This window comes from Aurantimonas sp. A2-1-M11, assembly GCF_036549475.1.
Lineage (GTDB): Bacteria > Pseudomonadota > Alphaproteobacteria > Rhizobiales > Rhizobiaceae > Aurantimonas.
Window position 1 is genome coordinate 25466 of the sequence record NZ_JAZHLI010000006.1, and the last position, 20942, is coordinate 46407.

Sequence of the window (20942 nt, forward strand, 5' to 3'; positions counted from 1 at the left end):
CTAGCCGATTTCGCCAGACACTCAAGCAAACGGCGGGTCTTTCGGCGGGTTCAGTCGAACGCTTCGGCGAAATCGATCAGCCGGAAACGCACCTCCTCGCGGCCGCGGAAGCGGTCGAGCGACAGGGTCCCGACGGCATGCACCGGGCGGTCGCGGGAATTGAGCAGCCGCTGGCCGATCTCGGTTTCCGCCGACTTGAAGGCGATGGCCGACACGCGCGCCCCGTCGGCCCCGCGCAGGGTCGCCCGCACATGGCCGTTGCCGACGATGGAGGAGGAATCGACCCGGTGCCGAGCCAGCGCGAAGATCGGCGCGGCGTGGCCCGAGCCGAAGGGCCCGGCCCGCATGATCGTGGCATAGAGGTCGGGCGTCAGGCCCGCCGCACTGACGGTGCCGTCCACCTTGAGGGAGTCGCCTTCGCGCAGCGCCGTGACGGCGGCGGCCGCGCGCTCCTCCAGGAAGCCGCGGAAATCGCCGAGCCGTTCCTTGCGGATCGTCACGCCGGCGGCCATCGCATGCCCGCCGCCCTTTTCCAGCAGCCCGACCGTCACCGCCTCGCGCACCAGCCGGCCGAGATCGAACCCGCCGATCGAGCGTCCGGACCCGGTACCGCGTCCCGACCCGTCGAAGGCGATGGCAAAGGCCGGGCGGCGGTAGCGCTCCTTCAGCCGCGCCGAGATCAGACCGACAATGCCCGGATGCCACGTGGCGGAGCCGACGACCAGCACGGCCGGTCCCTCGCCTGCGCCGATCTCGGCGGCAACCTCGGCATCCGCCTCCGCCAGCATGGTCTGTTCCATCGCCTGGCGTTCCTCGTTGAGGGCGCTGAGGCGCGCGGCGATCTCGTCGCAGGTCGCGTCGTCGTCCAGGCACAACAGCCGGCTGCCGAGGGCGGCGTCGCCGATCCGGCCGCCGGCATTGATCCGCGGCCCGAGTAGGAAACCGAAATGGTGGGTCTCCATCGGTCCTGACAGGCGCGCGATCCGTCCCAGCGCCGCCAGCCCGCCATTGCGCTGGGCATGGGCCACCTTCAGCCCCTGCACGACGAAGGCGCGGTTGAGACCGACCAGCGGAACGACGTCGCACACCGTCGCCAGCGCCACCAGGTCGAGCAGCCCGAAAACGTCCGGCAGCTTTGCCTGGGGCATTCCCCGCCGGCGCAACTCGCGCGACACCGCGACCAGCGTCATGAACACGACGCCGGCCGCGCACAGATGACCGAGGCCGGAGAGATCGTCCTGGCGGTTCGGATTGACCAGCACATTGGCATCGGGAAGCTCAGGGCCGGTCTGGTGATGATCGAGGACCACCACGTCGACGCCCTCGTCGCGGGCCGCAGCAATCGCCTCGAAGCTGCCGGTGCCGCAGTCGACGGCCACGATGAGCGTCGCCCCGTCCGCCGCCAGTTCGCGCATCGCGGCGGGGTTCGGGCCGTAGCCTTCGGTGATCCGGTCGGGAATGCGGATCGCGGCGTCGATGCCGAAATGCTTCAGGTAGCGCCACAGCAGCGCCGATGACGCCGCGCCGTCGACGTCATAGTCGCCGAAGATCGCCATCCTCTCGCGCCGCCCGATGGCGTCGGCCAGGCGCGCCGCGGCCGCGTCCATGTCGGTCAGGCGCGAGGGATCTGGCATCAGGTCGCGGATGCGCGGATCCAGGAACCCCGTCGCCTCGGCCTCCGCCACGCCCCGCGCGGCCAGGACCCGGCTGACGATGTCGGGCAGGCCCAATGACTGCGACATCTTCAGGGCGGCGCCTTCGGCCCGATCGTCCAGCGCGTTCAGCCAGCGGCGACCGCCGATCGAGCGATCGACGTCGAGGAATGTGCGCAAGGGTGCGGCCATGGATGCGTTGTGGCGGTGCTTCGGGGGACGCGCAAGGCCGTCCCCGGCTTCGCTCACAGATGAAATTTGGACTTGTCGTGGTGATAGGCGCGCATCTCGCGCACGGTGCGCGAGCGCGAGCGCATCAGCAGCGTGTGGGTGACGATGCGGTCGCTGTAGAAGCGCACGCCATCGAGGAGATTGCCGTCGGTCACGCCGGTCGCGGCAAAGATCACGTCGCCCGACGCCATCTCGTCGGTGGAATAGATCCGGTACGGGTCGGAAATCCCCATCTTCTCGGCGCGGGCGCGCTTGTCGTTGGTGTTAAGCTGCAGGCGTCCCTGGATCTGGCCTCCGGTACAGCGCAGGGCCGCGGCGGCCAGGACACCCTCGGGCGCGCCGCCGATGCCCATATAGATGTCGATGCCGGTCTGCTCCGGATCGGTGGTGTGGATCACCCCGGCAATGTCGCCGTCGCCGATCAGGCGGATGGCGGCTCCCGCCTCACGCACCGCCTCGATCAGCGGCGCATGCCGCGGCCGGTCGAGGATGCAGGCGGTGATCTCGGAGACCGCCACGCCCTTGGCCTTTGCCAGCGCCTGGAGATTGGCTTCCGGCGGCTGGGCGAGATCGACCACGCCCTCCGGATAGCCCGGTCCGACAGCGATCTTCTCCATGTAGACGTCCGGCGCGTTCAGGAGGCTGCCACGCCCGGTCATGGCGATGACCGCCAGCGAGTTGGGCAGGTTCTTGGCGCAGACCGTGCGGCCCTCGAGCGGATCCAGCGCGATGTCGACGGACGGCCCCTCGCCGGTGCCGACCTCCTCGCCGATGAACAGCATCGGGGCCTCGTCGCGCTCGCCTTCGCCGATGACGATGACGCCCTGGATGGCCAGGGTGTTGAGCTCCGAGCGCATCGCGTCGACGGCGGCCTGGTCGGCGGCCTTCTCGTCACCGCGTCCGCGCAGATGCGCCGCGGCGACGGCGGCCCTCTCGGTGACCCGCGCGATTTCGAGCGTCAAGATCCGGTCCAGCGTGCCGGTCTCGTCGAGTGCCCTGGTCATCGCGCGTCTCTCCCCCTCGTCCCATCCCCGCCGCCCGAATCGTGTCAGCGCCGGGCTTCCAGGTCTGATATGACCCGGATGTGCGAAAACACAATGTCACTGGCCGCGGCGCCGGAGAAACCGCCCTGTCCGCCAGTTGCCGTGATCAGTCCAGTGCCTCGATGCGGATCATCTTCGGCTCGCCTTCCAGGTGCCCGTCCTTCGACACCAGCTCCAGCGCCTTGCGGACGGCCGCCTCGGTGGTCTCGTGGGTGACCAGCACGACCGGCGCGATGGCCGAATCGCCGGCCTCGTCGCGCCGGCGCTGGACGATCGATTCCAGCGAAATCTTGCTCTCGGCCATGCGCCGCGCGATCGAGGCGAAGGCGCCGACCCGGTCGAGCACCGACAGGCGGATATAGTAGCCGCCCTCATGGGCGCGCATGCGGGCGCGCTTGTACGGAGCGAGCTTCGCCGCCGGCATGCCGAGGGTCGGGCGCAGATCGCCGCCGGCCACGTCCATGATGTCCGACAGCACCGCCGAAGCGGTCGCGTCGCCGCCCGCGCCTGGGCCGGCCAGCAGGATCGAGCCGAGAAGGTCGGTGTCGACTGCCACCGCGTTGGTCACGCCGTCGACCCGCGCCAGGGCGGAATCGGCCGGGATCATCGCCGGATGGACGCGCTGCTCGATGCCGGTGTCGGTGCGCATGGCGACGGCGAGAAGCTTGATGCGATAGCCGAGCTCGGCCGCCGCCGCGATGTCGTCGTTGGTCACCGCCTCGATGCCCTCGATGAACACCGATTCCAGGTCCAGTTCGCAGCCGAAGGCGAGCGAGGTCAGGATCGTCAGCTTGTGGGCGGCATCGAAGCCGCCGATGTCGAAGGTCGGGTCGGCCTCGGCATAGCCGAGGCGCTGGGCATCGGCGAGGCACGCGTCGAAGGCGATCCCCTCCTTCTCCATGCGCGTCAGCATGTAGTTGCAGGTGCCGTTGAGGATGCCGTAGACGCGGCTGACATCGTTGCCGACCAGCGCCTCGCGCATGGTCTTGACGATCGGAATGCCGCCGGCGACCGCCGCCTCGAACAGGATCTCGGTCTTCTTGCGGGCTGCCAGGCGGGCCAGCGTCACGCCGTGATGGGCCAGGAGCGCCTTGTTGGCGGTCACCACCGGAAGGCCGCGATTGAGCGCCGCCTTCACCGAATCCAGCGCCGGGCCGTCCGAGCCGCCGATCAGTTCGACGAAGACGTCGATCTCGGCTTCGCTCGCCAGCTTCACCGGATCGTCGAACCAGGCGAGCCCGGCACTGTCGAAGCCGCGATCGCGGCTGCGGTCGCGGGCACAGACGGCGGTGGCGCGGATCGGGCGACCGGCCTTGTCGGCCAGTGTCTCGGCCTTGGTCTCGATCAGCCGGGCAAGGCTCGCGCCGACCGTTCCAAGCCCGGCGATGCCGAGCCGCAATGGGCTGTTCATGACGTCCCTGTCGATGTTTGCGTCGAATTGGCCGGCGCCGGCCAGGTCAGGTCCCGGCGCCGATGGCCACGACCTTCTGCCCGGCTTCGGCGCCGGAGGCAAGGAAGCGCTTGATGTTGCGGGCCGCCTGGCGGATGCGATGCTCGTTCTCCACCAGCGCGATGCGCACATGGCTGTCGCCATGCTCGCCGAAGCCGATCCCCGGTGCTACGGCGACATCGGCCTTCTCGATCAGCAGCTTGGAGAATTCCAGCGAGCCCATGTGGCGGTAGGCCTCGGGCAGCGGCGCCCAGGCGAACATGGTCGAGGACGGCGACGGAACGTCCCAGCCGGCCCGGCCGAACGAATCGACCAGCACGTCGCGGCGGCGGCGATAGATGGTGCGCACCTCCTCGATGGCCTCGTCGCCGGCGTTCAGCGCGGCGGTCGCGGCGACCTGGATCGGCGTGAAGGCGCCATAGTCGAGATAGGACTTCACCCGCGCCAGGGCGGCCAGCAGCCGTTCGTTGCCGACAGCAAAGCCCATGCGCCAGCCCGGCATGGAGAAGGTCTTCGACATGGAGGTGAACTCCACGGCCACGTCGATGGCCCCCTCCACCTCGAGGATCGAGGGCGGCGGCGAGCCGTCGAAGAAGATCTCCGCATAGGCCAGGTCCGACAGGACGACGATCTCGTGCTTGCGCGCGAAGGCGACGATCTCGCGATAGAAGTCGAGATCGGCCTCGAAGGCCGTCGGATTGGCCGGATAGTTGAGAATGATGGCGATCGGCTTGGGGATCGAATAGCGCACGGCCCGGTCGATCGCGACGAGGAAGTCGGCGTCCGGCCTGGCGGGGATCGCGCGGATGGTGCCGCCCGACATGATGAAGCCGAAGGCGTGGATCGGATAGGTCGGGTTGGGACACAGCACCACGTCGCCGGGCGCGGTGATCGCCTGCGCCATGTTGGCGAAGCCTTCCTTCGAGCCGAGCGTCGCCACGACCTGCGTATTGGGGTCGAGCTTCACGTCGAAGCGACGGGCGTAATAGGCCGCCTGCGCCTTGCGCAGCCCGGCAATGCCCTTGGAGGCCGAATAGCGGTGGGTGCGCGGGTCGCGGATCGCCTCGCACAGCTTATCGACGATGAATTTCGGCGTCGGCAGGTCGGGGTTGCCCATACCCAGATCGACGATGTCGGCACCGCCGGCGCGGGCCGCGGCCTTCAGGCGGTTGACCTCCTCGAAGACATAGGGCGGAAGCCGGCGGATTTTGTGGAATTCTTCCATGGTGCATGATCCTCGGCGCGAAGGCCGGTCGCAGGATTGGGTCGGCCGCAGGGCTGTTACTGCCCGGCCTCGATCTGGCGCAGGACTTCCTCGGGCGTCGGAACGGTGCGCGTCGGCCGGTTTCCGGATGCGTCGCGCGGGCTTGGCTGGGTGGCGAGCACCGCCTCCACCTCGGCGGCCTGCTGCTGGCGAACCGACTCGGCGCGTTGGATCTTCCCGGCAAAGCCGCTCGGCGCCGCCGCAGCGCCGGCATGTTGGCTGGCGGCCGCGGCGAGGCGGGCCTGCTCGGCCTGTACCTCGGCATCGGTAAGCTGCGCCGCCGCCTTGCCCGGATAGGCGCCCAGCAGCGGATAGCCGTCCGCGTCCGCGCGCTGCGAACTCGGTACGTCCGGCGAGGCGGCCAGCCGGAGGGCGCCAATGGACGTGTCGTCCGACTGGCAGGCTGCCACCGGCAGCAGCGCCAGGACGATCGCGAACGGGCGGATAACGGAAAGCGGGAGCATAGCCATAAGGCCTTCTTGAAACTGCGTCACACCTCATATCCTAGAGGCCGGGCTTTGACAAAGCTGCGGTGCCCGATTGTGGCGGGACGCGTTCGTCGACACAATGGCCGGGCACCTCGGGTCCAGACTGGGAACCAGCACGCCCGCACCGCATGGGAGGATGCCGCAATGACGACCAAGCAGCCGATCGACGCCCCACCACAGGACCGCGCCGACCCCACGTCCGACTTCGTCGTCAAGGACCCCGAAGCCTTTGCCCGCAACATGGCGCATGTGCTGGAAGAGATCGGCAAGGCGGCCTCCGCCTGGGTCGGCCCGCGCGAACGCGGCGAGATGGTCGAGGACACCCCCGTCTCGATGGGCGAGATCGTGCAGACCCTGTCGAAGGTCTCCGAATACTGGCTGACGGACCCGACGCGGGCGATCGAGGCGCAGACTTCGCTATTCACCAACTACATGAACGTCTGGAACAATTCGATCCGGCGAATGGCCGGCGAGGCGCCGGTGGATCCCGTGGAGCCGCCCAAGGGCGACAAGCGCTTTGCCGACAAGCAATGGTCCGAGCACCTGTTCTTCGACTTCGTCAAGCAGGTCTACATCCTGACGACGCGCTGGGCCGACGACCTCCTGGAGCGCACGGAGGGCCTCGACCCGCACACGCGCCACAAGGCAGAATTCTACCTCAAGCAGGTGGAGAACGCGCTGTCGCCGTCGAACTTCGTCCTGACCAATCCCGAGCTCTACCGCGAGACGCTGGCCTGCAACGGCGAGAACCTGGTGCGCGGCATGAAGATGTTCGCCGAGGACATGAAGGCGGGCGGCGGCATGCTGCGCTTGCGCCAGTCCGATTCCTCGACCTTCCAGGTCGGCCGCGACATGGCGCTGACGCCGGGCAAGGTCGTCGCCCAGAACGACATCTGCCAGATCATCCAGTACGCGCCGCAGACCGCGACGGTGTTCAAGCGCCCCCTGCTGATCGTGCCGCCCTGGATCAACAAGTTCTACATCCTCGACCTGAAGCCGGAGAAATCGTTCATCAACTGGCTGGTCGGCCAGGGCCACACGGTCTTCGTCATTTCCTGGGTCAATCCGGACGACCGGCAGGCGATGAAGGACTGGCACGACTATATCCAGGAGGGCATCGTCTTCGGCCTCGACACGGTCGAGGCGGCCACCGGCCAGAAGGAAGTCAACACGATCGGCTATTGCGTCGGCGGCACGCTGCTCGGCGCGTCCCTGGCCTATCTGAAGGCGACCGGCGACGAGCGCATCGCCTCCACCACCTTCCTGACCACCCAGATCGACTTCACCTATGCCGGCGACCTGAAGGTCTTCGTCGACGAGGCACAACTCCAGACCCTGGAGCGCGCCATGGAGAAGAAGGGCTATCTGGAGGGTGCGCAGATGGCGACGGCCTTCAACCTGTTGCGCTCGGGCGACCTGATCTGGCCCTATTTCGTCAACAACTACCTGCGCGGCAAGGAGCCGCTGCCCTTCGACCTGCTCTACTGGAACGCCGATTCCACCCGCATGCCGAAGGCGAACCACCTGTTCTACCTGCGCAACTGCTATCTGGAGAACCGGCTGTCGCGCGGCGAGATGGAGATCGCGGGCGTGCAGCTGGACCTGTCGAAGGTCGACATCCCGATCTACAATCTGGCGACCAGGGAAGACCACATCGCCCCGGCCCGCAGCGTGTTCCAGGGCTCCCGCGCCTTCGGCTCGCAGGTGACATACGTCCTGTCGGGTTCGGGCCATATCGCCGGCGTCGTCAATCCGCCGGAGAAGAACAAGTACCAGTACTGGACGGGGCCCGCCCCGAAGGAGGCCGGCACCTACGAGGACTGGCTGGTGGCGGCGAAGGAGACGCCCGGCTCCTGGTGGCCCCACTGGCAGGAATGGATAGCACCGCTCTCCGGCAACAAGGTCAAGGCGCGCAAGCCCGGCGGCCGCAAGCTGAAGCCGATCGAGGACGCGCCGGGCAGCTACGTGAAGGTCAAGGCCTGAGCACCGACACCCGGCAAGACCATTGCTCACCGGTTGGCGGAACGGCTCCCTGCCCGATCAACGCCCGGTCGCCGCATTGACGCCGGCCGCTCGCCCCCGCTATCGGCAGCCATGGTCACCTTCCCCTCCAAGCTCGTGCCGGCGCGGCTCGTCATGCGCTACAAGCGCTTCCTCGCCGATGTCGTGATCGACGGTGAGAGCGCGCCAGTCACCGTCCATTGTCCCAATCCCGGCGCGATGATGGGGCTCAAGGCCGAGGGTTCGCGGGTCTGGCTGTCGCGCTCGTCCAACCCCAACCGCAAGCTTGCGATGACGCTGGAGATCGTCGAGGCCGACGGCGCGCTGGTGGGCATCAACACCGCTTTACCCAACCGGCTGGCCGAGGAAGCCGTCGCCGCCGGGCTGGTACCGCCGCTGGCCGGTCTCGGCATCGGACGGCGCGAGGTGAAATATGGCCGCCAGTCCCGCGTCGACCTGCTCTATGCCGCGCCGGACGGACAGCCGATCTATGTGGAGGTCAAGAACGTCCACCTGATGCGCGAGCCGGGTCTGGCCGAGTTTCCCGACTGCGTGACGACGCGCGGTGCCCGCCATCTCGCCGAACTGGGCGACCGGGTGGCGGCCGGCGACAGGGCCATGATGCTCTACGTCGTCCAGCGCGGCGACTGCGACCGGGTCTCCTTCGCCGCCGATCTCGATCCCGCCTATGCCGCGGCATTCGCACTCGCCCGCGAACGAGGGGTTGAAGCCCATGCCGTTCGGTGCGACATCAATCTGTCCGATATCCGTCCCACGACCATCCTCCCGATCGTCGACAGCGCGCGCCAGCCATGACCACCTATCTCGAAGCCGAAGCGAATCCGACCCGCAATACGGGTGCGATCCGTCTCTACGACGAAGCCGCCTTCGCGGGCATGCGCAAGGCCTGCCAGTTGACGGCCCGCTGCCTCGACGGGCTCGCCGGCATGGTCGAGCCGGGCGTCACCACCGACGCGATCGACCGCTATGTCATGGACTTCGCCGTCGCCAACAACGCGGTGCCCGCCACCCTCAACTACCGCGGCTACACCAGGAGCGTCTGCACCTCGATCAACCATGTGGTCTGTCACGGCATTCCCAACGACAAGCCGCTCAAGGAAGGCGACATCGTCAATATCGACGTCACCTTCATCGTCGATGGCTGGCATGGCGATTCCTCGCGCATGTACCTGGTCGGCCGGGTCAAGCGCGCCGCCGAGCGGCTCTGCGACGTCACCTATCGCTCGCTGATGATCGGCATCGAGGCGGTCCGGCCGGGCGTCCATATCGGCGACATCGGCGAGGCCATCCAGACCTATGCCGAGGGCGAGCGCTGCTCGGTCGTCCGTGATTTCTGCGGCCACGGCGTCGGCAAGCTCTTCCACGACGCGCCGAACATCCTGCATTACGGCCGCCGCGGCGAAGGCGCGGAGATGCGCCCCGGCATGATCTTCACCATCGAGCCGATGATCAATATCGGGCGCCCGCATGTGAAGATCCTCTCGGACGGCTGGACCGCAGTGACCCGCGACCGGTCGCTGTCGGCCCAGTACGAGCACACGGTCGGCGTCACCGAGACCGGCTGCGAGGTGTTCACCCTGTCGCCGGGCGGGCTCGACACGCCGGGCCTGACGGTCGAACACCCGGTCCCAGTGGCCGGGTAGACGCGGGACGATGACCGGAGCGGCCTCCGACGACGAACCGGGCCCGACGGGTCTTCAGGAGGCCGGGTCGCCCGGCGCGCGGCGGAAGAGCCAGCCGGCGACGCAAGCCGAACACCATCTGGGCCATCGCGACCGGTTGCGCACGCGCTTTGCCGAGGCCGGCGCCGAGGCCCTGGCCGACTACGAACTTCTCGAACTCGTCCTCTTCCGCACCATCCCGCGACGTGACGTCAAGCCGATCGCCAAGGCGCTGATCGCGCGCTTCGGCTCGCTCGCCGAGGTGCTGAACGCTCCGCCCCGCCGGCTGGTCGAAGTGCCCGGCGTCAAGGAGAGCGTGGCACGCGACATCGCCATCGTCGCGGCGATCAACCAGCGGGCCATGCGCTCGGCGGTCCGGCGGCGCGAGATCCTGTCCTCCTGGTCGGCGGTGCTCGATTATTGCAAGGCGGCCATGGCGTACGAGACGCGCGAGCAGTTCCGCATCCTGTTCCTCGACAAGAAGAACGCCCTGATCGCCGACGAGGTGCAGGGCACAGGCACCGTCGACCACACGCCGGTCTATCCCCGCGAGGTGGTCAAGCGCGGGCCGGAACTGTCGGCGACGGCCATCATCCTCGTCCACAACCATCCGTCCGGCGATCCGACCCCGTCGCGCGCGGATATCGAGATGACCCGCACCATCATCGATACGGCCAAGCCGCTCGGCATTGCGGTCCACGACCACATCATCATCGGCAAGAACGGCCACGCCAGCCTGAAGGGCCTGCGCCTGATCTGAGGATCGCTGCGGTCGCGCATGCAGACCACGATCCCGAAGAGTGCTCGCCAAAGCTGCAGACTTTCCTTTGTCACACCACTGCGGCCAAATTCCCTTGCGTCATCTCAGCCGGGGGTGAGAATCGACCATGCCGACCGAGCGCTTCACGATCGCAACGTTCAACCTGCGAAACCTGAACGAGCCGGGCCTTGCGATGTACGGCCGGGACGGCTGGTCGCAGGAGGAATACGATCGCAAGATTGCCTTCACCAGCACGATGATGGCGATGCTCCCCGCCGATATTTGGGCGTTCCAGGAACTCTGGCACGGCGCCTCCCTCGACCGCGCCCTCGCAACGGCCGGTCTGGCGAACGACTACGTCACACTCGTCCCCGAGGATCATGCCGGCGGCAGGATCGTCTGCGCGGCCGCGATCCGCAGGGAAATGCTGGTCGGTGAACCGGAATGGATCCGCGACTTTCCCGAAGGGCTGGTCCTGGCCAGCGGCGGCGACGATCCCCAGACGGAGCGCATCGCCGTCGAACTCTCGAGCTTTTCCAGGCCCGTCCTGCATTTCCAGATGCGCCCGTCCGGGTGGGCCGCCCCGATCCATGTCTATGTCTGTCACTTCAAGTCGAAGGGGCCGACCCAGATCTTCAGGGAGCCCTGGTACGAGCGGGACGAGCATTCCCGGCACAGCGAAGCGATCGGCGGGGCGCTGTCGACCATTCGCAGAACCGCCGAGGCAACGGCGCTGCGCTACATGCTGACGGACCAGATGAAGGGCAACGACACGCCGGTCATCGTGCTGGGCGACGTCAATGACGGCACCCTGTCCAACACGATGAACATCCTGACGGGCCAGCCGCGCTTTCTGGTGGGAGAAGGCCGCGGCGGCGGCGACACGGACCTGTACACCGCGCAGACGCTGCAGGAATACCGCTCCACGCGCGACGTCTACTACACGCACATCTTCAACAACAATTTCAAATCCCTCGACCAGATCCTGGTCAGCCGCGAGCTCTACGACAACAGGCGCAATCGGGTCTGGGCCTTCGACGGCCTCGACATCGCCAACGACCATCTGCACTACGATCCCAAGCACGCGCAGGGAACCAGCGATCACGGAGTGGTGCGGGTCGCCTTCAAATACGATCCCGCCTGAACCGACCGGGCCCGGCCAGCCGACGCCACGGTCTCAGTGCAGATGGCCGCCATCCTTGACCAGCCGGATCTCGCGCGGCCGGATGAGCCCGGCATGCATGACCCGGACGGAATGGATCGCCGCCTCGATCTCGCGCTCCCAATGGTCGAGGAACCGCTTCAGCCGCGGATAGGTTGGCGCCATGTCCTCGAACTGCCAGGAAAAGCTCTGCAGGAAATCCGGATGATCGGGCATGCGGTAGAGCACTTCGGCCGTGGTCAGGCCGAAGCCCCTGAGCATGGCTTCGAATTGGGGATCGACGTCGCGGCTACGCATCGGCACGCTCCATGGCTGTGCCGGCCGGAATGGACCGGCAACCTTGATGCTCTGCCTGCATCGTTAACGAGCCGTTAACGACGCGCAAGCCCGTCGCGCATTGGTGAAGGCTGCTTGACGGCTCGCCCTGCCCGGCTCAGCTGCGGCCCACCCGCAGCGTCGACCGGCCGCCATCGATGCCGATGACCTGCCCGGTGATCCAGGAGCCGGCGTCCGTCAGCAGCAATTCGCCCATGGCGGCGATGTCGTCCGGCCGGCCAAGCCGCGGCATCGGATGCATCTTGGCGACCGCCTCGGCCATCTTGTCGTTGGCGACGACGCGCTGGCCGAGCGGCGTGTCGAGCAGCGACGGCGCGATGGCGTTGACGCGGATCTGCGGCGCAAGTTCGGCGGCGAGCGAGCGAGTCAGGCCGACCACCGCGCCCTTCGCCATGGCGATCGATGCATGGGCCGGAAAGCCCTGGTCCACCGCCACTGTGGAGAAGAGGAGGACGCTTGCGCCCTCCGGCGCCTTCTGCAGCGCCGGCAGCGACGCCTGAATCGCTTTCGCAGCGCCGAGCGCGTTCAGGTTGAAATCGTTGAGGAAGTCGTTTGCCTTGAGCTTGGCGAAGGGCTTCAGATTGATCGAGCCGACGGCGTAGACCAGCCCGTCCAGGATCTCACCCGCCGCTTCCGCGGTCGCCGCCACGGAGCTGTCGTCGAGAACGTCGCAGGCCACCGATTGCGCGCCGATCTCGCCCGCCAGGGCCTCCAGCGCGTCCGTATTGCGACCGGCGAGGACGAGTTCGTGTCCGGCCTTCGCCAGGCGCCGGGCGATTGCCTCGCTGACGCCGCCATTGCCGCCATAGATGAGATATCTGCCCATGTTCGAGTTGGCCCTTCCGTGATTGCGTCGAGCCCCGCCAGATGCGGCCGGAGACCAGGCAATCAACTGCGACGCGATGGCGCGCCGGGCAGTCCTTCGCTTGCCGATGATCAGCCGGTGACGATCGCTCCGCCGGCCGCGCGCATCGCCTCGGGCGTGTCGACGTCGACGCTCGCCGCCGACCCGATCTCCACCGACACCAGAGCCCCGGGATGGGCGGCGATGAGCGATTGCGCGCCGACATCTCCGGTGATCGCCGCGATCTCGTCGGCGTAGGACGTGGCGATCAGCACCGGGTTGCGCCGCTGGCCGCCGTCCGAGGCGGCCACGATCGCGCCGTCACCGGCATTGGCGAAGGCGGCGATCATCCCGTCGAGATGCTCCGGGCCCAACAGCGGCTGGTCGGCCAGCATGACGAGCACGCCGGCGGCCCCCGCCGCGGCGGATGCGGCAAAGCCGGCGCGCAACGAGGTGGAAAGGCCCTCCGCAAAATCGTCGTTGTCNCGGCCCCCGCCGCGGCGGATGCGGCAAAGCCGGCGCGCAACGAGGTGGAAAGGCCCTCCGCAAAATCGTCGTTGTCGACGATCGCGACGTCGAGACCGGAGAGCGCCGCGACGATTTTCTCGCGCATGTGGCCGACGACCACCCGCACCTGCCGGGCGCCCGAGGCCAGCGCGGTCTCGGCCGAGCGCCGCACCAGCGGCACGCCGTCAAAGGTCGCCAGCAGCTTGTTCGGTCCGCCCATGCGGCGGGACCGTCCCGCGGCCAGGATCACCACGTCCACGGCGGCGTCATCCTGCGATTGCGTCTCGCTTTCCTTCGGCAGTGCCTCGCGCGGCTGCGGCCGTGACGCGATCTCCGTCAGCAGCCCGCCGACGCCCATGCCGCGAATGTCCTCGCCCGACACGGGAAGATCGGCCAGCAGGCGATACAAAACCCAGTCGAATCCGTTTTCCTTCGGACTGCGCGCGCAACCGGGCGCTCCCAGCACCGGGCTTCCCTCCAGCCGGCCGAGCAGCAGCAGATTGCCCGGATCGACCGGCATGCCGAGATGGTCGACCTGGCCGCCGGCCGCCACGAGGGCGGCAGGAATCACGTCGCCGACATCGATGACCGCCGACGCGCCGAAGACCAGCGTGATGTCGACCCCCTTCGCCTGCGCCAACGCCGCCTGGAGGGCAGCGGTGTCGTGCTGGCAACGGATCTCCTCGGTGATCGTCGAGCCGGACAGCGCCAGTCGCGCCTGCGTCACGCGGCGGGTCTTGTCGAGGACGCTCGCCTTGACGCCCGGCAGTTCGGTCTGGATCAACGCCACGCGCTTTGCCGCAAAGGGCGCGAGCCGGAAGGCCGGACGGCCGGCCAAGAGCCGCGTCACCGCGTCGACGGCCGCGCCCGGCACGGCGAGCGGGATGATCTTCACCGTCGCGACCATCTGGCCGGCCGTCACGGGCGCATGCTCCGCCAGGGTGGCGAGGGTGATGCCGGGATCGATCGCGTTCAGGTGGTCGACGACCCCGCGATCGGGTAGGAACAGCCCCGCCGCCTCGGCGAAGAGATTGACGCGGCCCGTTCCCGCCGCCCCGACCCGCACATGCGCGCCGCCCAGCGCCGCGCCGATCGCGGCGGCGGCCTCGTCCTCGCTCAGATCGCCCGGCTCGAGCCGCGCCGCAACGACGGCCTCGACACCGGCGCCTTGCAGCCGCGCCACATCCGCGCCGGTCAGCCGCGTACCCTTTTTCAGCCGATCACGGCCGAGCGCCTTGGAATGGGCCAAGATCGTGCCCTCGGCATCGGCAACGGCGACCTCCCCGAAGATCATGCCGCCTCGGTCTCGCCCCGACGGTCGGCGAACATCTTGCGCTTGCGGAAGGCCTCGACCACCGAGGCCATGATGGCGACGGCGATCTCGCCAGGCGTCGCGGCGCCTATGTCTGCGCCGATCGGCGCCTCGATCCGTTCGATCAGATGCGGTGCGATGCCCGCCTCGACCAGTCGGTCCACCCGCTTGGCATGGGTCTTCCGGCTGCCGAGCGCGCCGATGTAGAAGCAGCCCGCCTTCAACGCCGCGATCAGCGGAAAATCGTCGATCTTCGGATCATGGGTGATGACGCAGAGCGCCGTATAGGCGTCCAGCGGGCGCACCTTCAGGACATCCTCCGGCCATTCGGCGTGCAGCGCCACGTCGGGGAAGCGCTCTGGCGTGGCGAAGGCGGTGCGCGGATCGATGATCTCGATGTCGTATCCGGCCAGCCGGGCGATCGGCGCCAGCGCCTGGCTGATATGGACGGCACCGATCACCACCAGGCGCGCCGGCGGCAGATGCGCGTTGAGAAACGCCTCGCCCTCTCCGGTCTGGACGATCCCCGACTTGCCCGACCGGATCGCCCGGCCGACCTCTTCGGCCAGCGGATCGGCGCCCACTTCCGTCTCGCGCACCAGCCGCTGGGCACCGCTGGCAAGGTCGGTGACGACGACGGCGGCCCGCCGCTCACCGCGCTCGGCATTGAGGGCGGACAGAAGCGCGCGGTCCATCAGTTCACCCGTTCCACATAGACCCGGATCCGGCCGCCGCAGGAGAGGCCGACGCGCCATGCGGTCTCGTCGGCGACACCGAATTCCAGCATGCGCGGTTCGCCCGCCTCGATCACGTCGACGGCCTCGGCGACGACCGCCCCCTCGACGCAGCCGCCCGAAACCGAGCCCTCGAAATTGCCGTCGGCATCGATGACCAGATGGCTGCCGGTCGGACGCGGGGCCGAGCCCCAGGTCTCGACGACGGTGGCAAGGGCGAGGCTGCGTCCCTCGCCCGCCCAGGTCTCCGCGGTCTTCAGGACGTCGAAATCGGGTTGCGTCTGGCTCATCTGCGTCTTCCTTCAAACCAGTCCAGGTGCCTGCCACCTTTGCCCGACGAGACCTCAAGCAGCGGCCGCGCGATCGGCGGCGGCGATCCAGCGGCGCGGATCGGTGTTGCGGTCACCACCTTCCGACAGCGCCGCACAGAGCGCGCTCATCGCCTCCAGAGAATGCACCGACCGGAACTCGTCGACATGCGGAAGCATGGCGCGCACCCCCTTCGCCCGGGCCGAAAAGCCGTCGAACCGCAGGAGCGGGTTCAACCATATCAGCCGCCGGCTGGATTTATGCAGTCGCTCCATCTGTTTCGAGAGATCGTCGACGCTGTCGCGCTCCAGCCCGTCAGTAATCAGGATCGTCACGGCCCCCTGCGTCAGCACCCGGCGCGACCAGATCCGGTTGAAGTCGGCCAGCGCCTCGCCGATCCGCGTCCCGCCGGACCAGTCGCGCACGGCGCCGGCGCAGTCGGCCAGCGCCTCGTCGGGGTCCTTGTGGCGCATCTGCCGGGTGACGTTGGTCAGCCGGGTCCCGAACAGGAAGGTGTGCACGCCCCGCCGCTGCTCGGTCAGCGCATGCAGGAAATGCAGGAAGATCCGGGTGTACTGACTCATCGAGCCCGAGATGTCGGCGAGCACCACGAGTGACGGATGCACCTCGCGGGGCGAGCGGAACTTCGGCAGGACGAGGTCGCCGCCGGTGCGCATCGAGGCGCGCATCATCGCCCGCGGATCGATCCTGGCGCCGCGCGGATCGCTGCGGAAACGCCGCGTCTTCACCCGGTCCGCCGGCAGGCGCAGCGCGGCGATCGCCCGCTTGGCCTCCGCGATCTCGGCGACGCTCATCTGGGCGAAATCCTTCTGGCGCAGCACCTCGTTGCCGGAGACGGTCAGGCTGGCGTCGATCTCGATCTCCGGCCGCTCCTGCTTCGTCACCCGCTCCTGCGCGCCCTCGAACATCGCCTCGGCGGCGCGGTCCTCGCCGGCCCGCTTCTTCTCGGGCGTCGACGGGCGCGGCGGCGCGGTGGGCGAGAACATCGCGATCATCTTCTCGATGAGTTCGCGCGATCGCCAGAACAGCCGGAACGCCTCGCTGAAGACCGCATGATCCTCACGCCGCGACACCAGAACCGCATGGAGGGTCCAGTAGAAATCGTCGCGCGAGGACAGGCCGGCCGCCTTTACGGCGGCGATGGCGTGCAGCGTGGCGGAGGGACCGAGCTTCAGCCCGGCCTTGCGCAGGGCCCGGGCGAAATAGGCGATGTTGTCGGCCAGCCGGCCTTCCGGGTCTGCCGTGGCCGGATCTGCCGTGGCCGGATCGGCGGTCGCCGGTTCGCCAGACGCCCTGCGCTCGGCCGGATCTGCCGCGGCCATAGCGCTAGGACGCCCTTGCCAGGTCGCGCTTCACCTCGGTCAGGATCTCGCGGCTTTCGCCCCGCTCCATGCGCTGGATGTCGTCCTGGTATTTCAAGAGAACGCCAAGCGTGTCGGAGACATGCGCCGGATCGAGGGCGATGGCGTTCAGCTCGGTCAGCGCGTTGGCCCAGTCGATCGTCTCGGCGACGCCGGGCGCCTTGAACAGGTCGATGCCGCGCAGACGTTGCACGAAGGCGACGAGTTCGGCCGCCAGCTCGGCATTGGCGCGCGGCGCCTTGCGGCGCACGATGTCGAGTTCGCGGTCCGAGGCGGGGTAATCGACCCAGTGATAGAGGCAGCGGCGCTTCAGGGCGTCGTGGATCTCGCGGGTCCGGTTGGTGGTGATGATGACGATCGGCGGCTCGGCCGCGCGGATCGTGCCGAGCTCGGGAATGGTCACCTGGTTGTCGGACAGGATCTCGAGCAGGAACGCTTCGAAGGCCTCGTCGGTCCTGTCGAGCTCGTCGATCAACAGCACCGGCGGGCGGCCCGGCTCGCCCTCCAGCGCCTGCAGGATCGGCCGCCGGATGAGGAAGCGCTCCGAAAAGATCTCCGACCGCGTCGCGTCCCGCGACGTGTCGCCGGAGGCTTCGCGCAGGCGAATCTCGATCATCTGCGCCGCGTAGTTCCACTCGTAGAGCGCCGAGGAGACGTCCAGCCCCTCGTAGCACTGCAGGCGGATCAGCGGCCGGTCGAGCGCGGCGGCCAGCACCTTGGCGATCTCGGTCTTGCCGACGCCGGCCTCGCCTTCCAGGAACAGCGGCCGTCCCATTTTCAGCGCCAGGAACAGCACCGTCGCCAGTGACCGGTCGGCCACGTAGTTCTGGCTGTCGAGCAGCGCTTCGGTCTCGTCGATCGATGCCGGCAATGAGTGTGTCACGTCGCTTCCTTCACGCATGGTGCGTCGCCGAGCCCCCAGGGCCCGTCAGAGATGGCGGTAGGCCCGGTCTAGATAGACCAGGGAGGAGGCCTTGGGATTGGTGCGCACGGCCACGACCTCGCCGATCAGGATCCGGTGGGTCGCGACGACGCTGGCCTCGAGGAGCCGGCAGTCGAAGCTGGCGAGCGAGGAGGTGAGCAACGGCGCGCCGGTCTGCAGCGTCTCCCATTCGGCCGAGGCGAAGCGGGCCTCGGGCGACAGCCGGCCCTCGCCGGCAAAGGCGCGGGCCACCGCCTCGTCCTCCGCGCCCAGGAGGTTGACGGCGAAATTGCCGTTCTCCTCGAAGCGGTCATTGTCCGGGCTGGACATGTTGAGACACACGAGCAGCGTGGCCGGGGAATCGGACACCGAGCAGGCGGAGGACACCGTCACGCCCCGCCGCCCTGCCGGTCCGTCGGTCGTCACCAGGTGCACTGCCGCCGCAAAGCGGCTCATCGCGTCGCGAAAGCTCTCGCGGTCGATCGTCGAAGTCGTCAGCAAACCATCTTCCATGCATTGCGGGACCGAATCCCGAGACATTGCCCCGAACATAGGGCGAGCTGAGCGGTTTCGCACGGGGGCAAGGGGCAATCCGTCCTCGCGCAGGGTGCGATGACCGGGCGACGTCGCCGTGCCGGGGCGTGGAAAGGCGTTTCCGCTGGCCCGCGGCGTGCTGTAGTCTCCCGGCCATGATCACGATGCTTCCCGACGCCGGCCGGCTCGGCCGCGCCACCTGCCTGGCCGCCCTGTCCCTGGCCGGTCTCTGCCTTGCGTTTCCGGCTGCGGCCCAGCCGGCCGACCCCGCACAGGGCCCGGCGGCGCCAGTCCTTCTCGGCGTCGCCGCGCCGCTGAGCGACAGCCAGGCGATTCTCGGGCAGCAGCTCGTCGCCGGCGCGCGCGCCGCGGCCGGCACCACGGAGGGCGATGCCGCCATCGAGATCGTCGACGCCGACACAAGATGCTCGTCCGAGGGCGGCCGCCAGGCGGCGGAGACCTTCGTGGCGATGGACGCCGCGGCGGTCGTCGGCTTTCTCTGCGCCGAAGCCATCGAGGCGGCGCTGCCGGTCCTGACAGAAGCCGGCATTCCGGTGATCGACGTCGGCGTGCGCGCCAACCGGCTGACCGACCGCCGCGAGCGCACGGGCCATCTGGTCTGGCGCATCGCCCCGCGCTCCGACGCCCAGGCCGCGGCCATCGCCGGCGAGATCGCCCGGCGCTGGCAGGGCGAGCCGCTCGGCCTCGTCGACGACGGCTCGATCGCGGCGCGCGGCCTGGCCGATGCGGTGCGCCGCCTGCTCGGCGACCAGGGCATCGAACCACAGAGCGTCGACAATTACCGCCCCGCCGAGGAAAAGCAGTTCGGCCTCGTGCGCCGGCTGGAGCGCACGGGCATCACGCGCTTCTTCATCGCCGGCGACCGGCCGGACGTCGCGATCATCATGCGCGACGCTGCCGCCTCCGGCCTGTCGTTGCAGGTGATCGGCGGCGAGGAACTGCTCGACGAGACCAGCATCGATGCACCCCTGCCCGAGGGCGTGATCGCGGTGGCCCCACGCAGCAGCTTTCCCGAACTGGCCGCCGCGGCCACGGACGAGGGCGGGTTGCTGCCGCCGCAGGGCTATTTCGGCACGGCCTATGCGGCGACCGAGATCGCCCTCACGGCGGCGCGGCGGGCGGCTGCCACCGATCGTCCCCTTGCCGAAATTCTCGGGGCGGACAGCTTCGCGACCGCGCTCGGCGAAATCGGTTTCGACGACAAGGGCGATTCCGACCTCGACCTCTACCGGGTGTTCGAATGGCGCGGCGACCGCTTCGCCGAAGCCGGCGAAGGCTGAGCCCATGTCCGGCGGCTGGCGGCAGGGGCCACGCAACAGCCTGACCGACCTGGCCGGCATCCGTGTGGGCCATGCCGGCGACGCGGCCCTGAAGAGCGGCACGACCGTCGTCCTGCTCGATCGGCCGGCGGTCGCCTCCGTCGCCATTCTCGGCGGCGCTCCCGGCACCCGCGAGACGGATCTCCTGGCGCCGGAAAACACGGTGGCCGCCATCGACGCGCTGGCGCTGTCGGGCGGTTCGGCCTTCGGCCTCGACGCTGCCGCGGGCGTGCAGGCCTTCCTGGCAGAAAGCGGTCGCGGCTTTGCCGTCGGCGACGTGCGGGTGCCGATCGTTCCGGCGGCGATCCTGTTCGATCTGGCCAATGGCGGCGACAAGCGCGCCGGCTGGGATCGCTACCCGCCCTATCGCGACTTCGGCTACGAGGCGGCCCGCACGGCCACGGAGGACTTCGCCATCGGCACGGCCGGAGCCGGCATCGGCTGCACCACGGCGACCCTCAAGGGCGGTCTGGGCACGGCCTCAACCATTCTGGCGAGCGGCATCACCGTCGCCGCCCTCGTGGCCGTCAATGCACTCGGCTCCGTCACCATTGGAACCGGCCGCCATTTCTGGGCAGCGCCCTTCGAGATGGCCGGCGAGTTCGGCGGTCTCGGCCTGCCCAGCCCCCTGCCGGCCGACGCCGCCGCCATGCGCACCAAGCTCGACCCGCGCCCGGGCACCAACACCACGATTGGCATCCTGGCCACCGATGCGGTGCTCGACAAGGCGGCCGCCAGGCGGCTGGCCATTGCCGGGCAGGATGGATTTGCCAGAGCGATCTGGCCGTCCCACACCGATTTCGACGGCGATCTGGTCTTTGCCGTTGCCACAGGCACCAGCGGTATCGCACCCGAGCCGGGCGAACGGGTGGAACTGGCCGCGGCAGCCGCCGCCACCATGGCCCGCGCCATCGCACGGGGCGTTTCGGCCGCGAGCGCACAGGACTATGATCGCTTACCCGTCTGGTCTGCGGGATGAGTTGCGGCCG

At 68.7% G+C, this 20942-nt stretch carries 21 protein-coding genes; 7 read left to right on the forward strand and 14 right to left on the reverse strand.

The window, feature by feature from the left end; translation table 11 throughout:
- Positions 1–50: 50 nt before the first annotated feature.
- From recJ to VQ042_RS04205, 5 genes are all read right to left on the reverse strand, one after another.
- Complete coding sequence (gene recJ, locus VQ042_RS04185; protein ID WP_331815901.1) at positions 51–1844, reverse strand: single-stranded-DNA-specific exonuclease RecJ; 1794 nt, start codon at positions 1842–1844, stop codon at positions 51–53.
- 53 nt (positions 1845–1897) lie between these two features.
- Positions 1898–2887 carry a class II fructose-bisphosphatase gene (gene glpX / locus VQ042_RS04190; RefSeq protein ID WP_331815903.1) on the reverse strand — a complete coding sequence of 330 codons (990 nt, stop codon included), beginning with the start codon at positions 2885–2887 and terminating at the stop codon, positions 1898–1900.
- A gap of 145 nt (positions 2888–3032) precedes the next feature.
- Complete coding sequence (locus VQ042_RS04195; RefSeq protein ID WP_331815904.1) at positions 3033–4337, reverse strand: homoserine dehydrogenase; 1305 nt, start codon at positions 4335–4337, stop codon at positions 3033–3035.
- Between the two features lie 46 nt (positions 4338–4383).
- Positions 4384–5601, reverse strand: coding sequence for an LL-diaminopimelate aminotransferase (locus VQ042_RS04200; protein ID WP_331815905.1), 1218 nt, complete (start codon positions 5599–5601; stop codon positions 4384–4386).
- A gap of 56 nt (positions 5602–5657) precedes the next feature.
- On the reverse strand, positions 5658–6134 hold the full coding sequence (locus tag VQ042_RS04205) for a hypothetical protein (protein ID WP_331815906.1): 477 nt from the start codon (positions 6132–6134) through the stop codon (positions 5658–5660).
- Between the two features lie 138 nt (positions 6135–6272).
- Here VQ042_RS04205 and phaC point away from each other — a divergent pair, with 138 nt between their 5' ends.
- The 5 genes from phaC (at position 6273) to VQ042_RS04230 (ending at position 11715) form a co-directional block, all read left to right on the forward strand.
- Positions 6273–8111, forward strand: a complete 1839-nt coding sequence (gene phaC, locus VQ042_RS04210; protein ID WP_331815907.1) for a class I poly(R)-hydroxyalkanoic acid synthase — start codon at positions 6273–6275, stop codon at positions 8109–8111.
- Positions 8112–8222: 111 nt separating this feature from the next.
- Positions 8223–8945, forward strand: a complete 723-nt coding sequence (gene sfsA / locus VQ042_RS04215; RefSeq protein WP_331815909.1) for a DNA/RNA nuclease SfsA — start codon at positions 8223–8225, stop codon at positions 8943–8945.
- The gene (gene map / locus VQ042_RS04220) at positions 8942–9793 is read left to right on the forward strand and encodes a type I methionyl aminopeptidase (RefSeq protein WP_331815911.1); all 852 of its coding nucleotides are present in this window, start codon (positions 8942–8944) and stop codon (positions 9791–9793) included. Before sfsA ends, map begins: the two co-directional genes overlap by 4 nt.
- Positions 9794–9803: 10 nt before the next feature.
- A complete protein-coding gene (gene radC, locus VQ042_RS04225) occupies positions 9804–10571 on the forward strand; it encodes a RadC family protein (protein WP_331815913.1) in 768 nt (255 codons plus the stop codon).
- Between the two features lie 127 nt (positions 10572–10698).
- Positions 10699–11715, forward strand: a complete 1017-nt coding sequence (locus VQ042_RS04230) for an endonuclease/exonuclease/phosphatase family protein (RefSeq protein ID WP_331815915.1) — start codon at positions 10699–10701, stop codon at positions 11713–11715.
- 33 nt (positions 11716–11748) lie between these two features.
- Here VQ042_RS04230 and VQ042_RS04235 read toward each other — a convergent pair whose 3' ends face one another.
- The 9 genes from VQ042_RS04235 to VQ042_RS04270 form a co-directional block, all read right to left on the reverse strand.
- Complete coding sequence (locus VQ042_RS04235) at positions 11749–12030, reverse strand: usg protein (protein ID WP_331815917.1); 282 nt, start codon at positions 12028–12030, stop codon at positions 11749–11751.
- A 136-nt stretch (positions 12031–12166) separates the two neighbouring features.
- Complete coding sequence (locus VQ042_RS04240) at positions 12167–12895, reverse strand: SDR family NAD(P)-dependent oxidoreductase (protein ID WP_331815919.1); 729 nt, start codon at positions 12893–12895, stop codon at positions 12167–12169.
- 110 nt (positions 12896–13005) lie between these two features.
- Positions 13006–13308, reverse strand: a complete 303-nt coding sequence (locus VQ042_RS25925) for a nucleotidyltransferase family protein (RefSeq protein WP_442880024.1) — start codon at positions 13306–13308, stop codon at positions 13006–13008.
- Positions 13260–14714: an NTP transferase domain-containing protein gene (locus VQ042_RS04245; RefSeq protein ID WP_442880025.1), complete on the reverse strand. Its 1455-nt coding sequence runs from the start codon at positions 14712–14714 to the stop codon at positions 13260–13262. The genes VQ042_RS25925 and VQ042_RS04245 overlap by 49 nt, the downstream gene beginning before the upstream one ends.
- The gene (locus VQ042_RS04250) at positions 14711–15427 is read right to left on the reverse strand and encodes an XdhC family protein (RefSeq protein ID WP_331815921.1); all 717 of its coding nucleotides are present in this window, start codon (positions 15425–15427) and stop codon (positions 14711–14713) included. Before VQ042_RS04250 ends, VQ042_RS04245 begins: the two co-directional genes overlap by 4 nt.
- Complete coding sequence (locus VQ042_RS04255) at positions 15427–15756, reverse strand: XdhC family protein (protein ID WP_331815923.1); 330 nt, start codon at positions 15754–15756, stop codon at positions 15427–15429. The genes VQ042_RS04250 and VQ042_RS04255 overlap by 1 nt, the downstream gene beginning before the upstream one ends.
- Positions 15757–15810: 54 nt before the next feature.
- Positions 15811–17118, reverse strand: coding sequence for a vWA domain-containing protein (locus VQ042_RS04260; protein WP_331815925.1), 1308 nt, complete (start codon positions 17116–17118; stop codon positions 15811–15813).
- Between the two features lie 4 nt (positions 17119–17122).
- On the reverse strand, positions 17123–18058 hold the full coding sequence (locus VQ042_RS04265; protein WP_331815927.1) for an AAA family ATPase: 936 nt from the start codon (positions 18056–18058) through the stop codon (positions 17123–17125).
- Between the two features lie 27 nt (positions 18059–18085).
- Positions 18086–18592: a flavin reductase gene (locus VQ042_RS04270; protein WP_442880026.1), complete on the reverse strand. Its 507-nt coding sequence runs from the start codon at positions 18590–18592 to the stop codon at positions 18086–18088.
- Positions 18593–18768: 176 nt separating this feature from the next.
- On the opposite strand from VQ042_RS04270, the gene VQ042_RS04275 reads away from it, so the two are divergent.
- Together VQ042_RS04275 and VQ042_RS04280 are read left to right on the forward strand one after the other, a co-directional pair.
- Positions 18769–19914: a branched-chain amino acid ABC transporter substrate-binding protein gene (locus tag VQ042_RS04275; protein ID WP_331815931.1), complete on the forward strand. Its 1146-nt coding sequence runs from the start codon at positions 18769–18771 to the stop codon at positions 19912–19914.
- A 4-nt stretch (positions 19915–19918) separates the two neighbouring features.
- Positions 19919–20932: a P1 family peptidase gene (locus VQ042_RS04280; protein WP_331815933.1), complete on the forward strand. Its 1014-nt coding sequence runs from the start codon at positions 19919–19921 to the stop codon at positions 20930–20932.
- Positions 20933–20942: the final 10 nt, after the last annotated feature.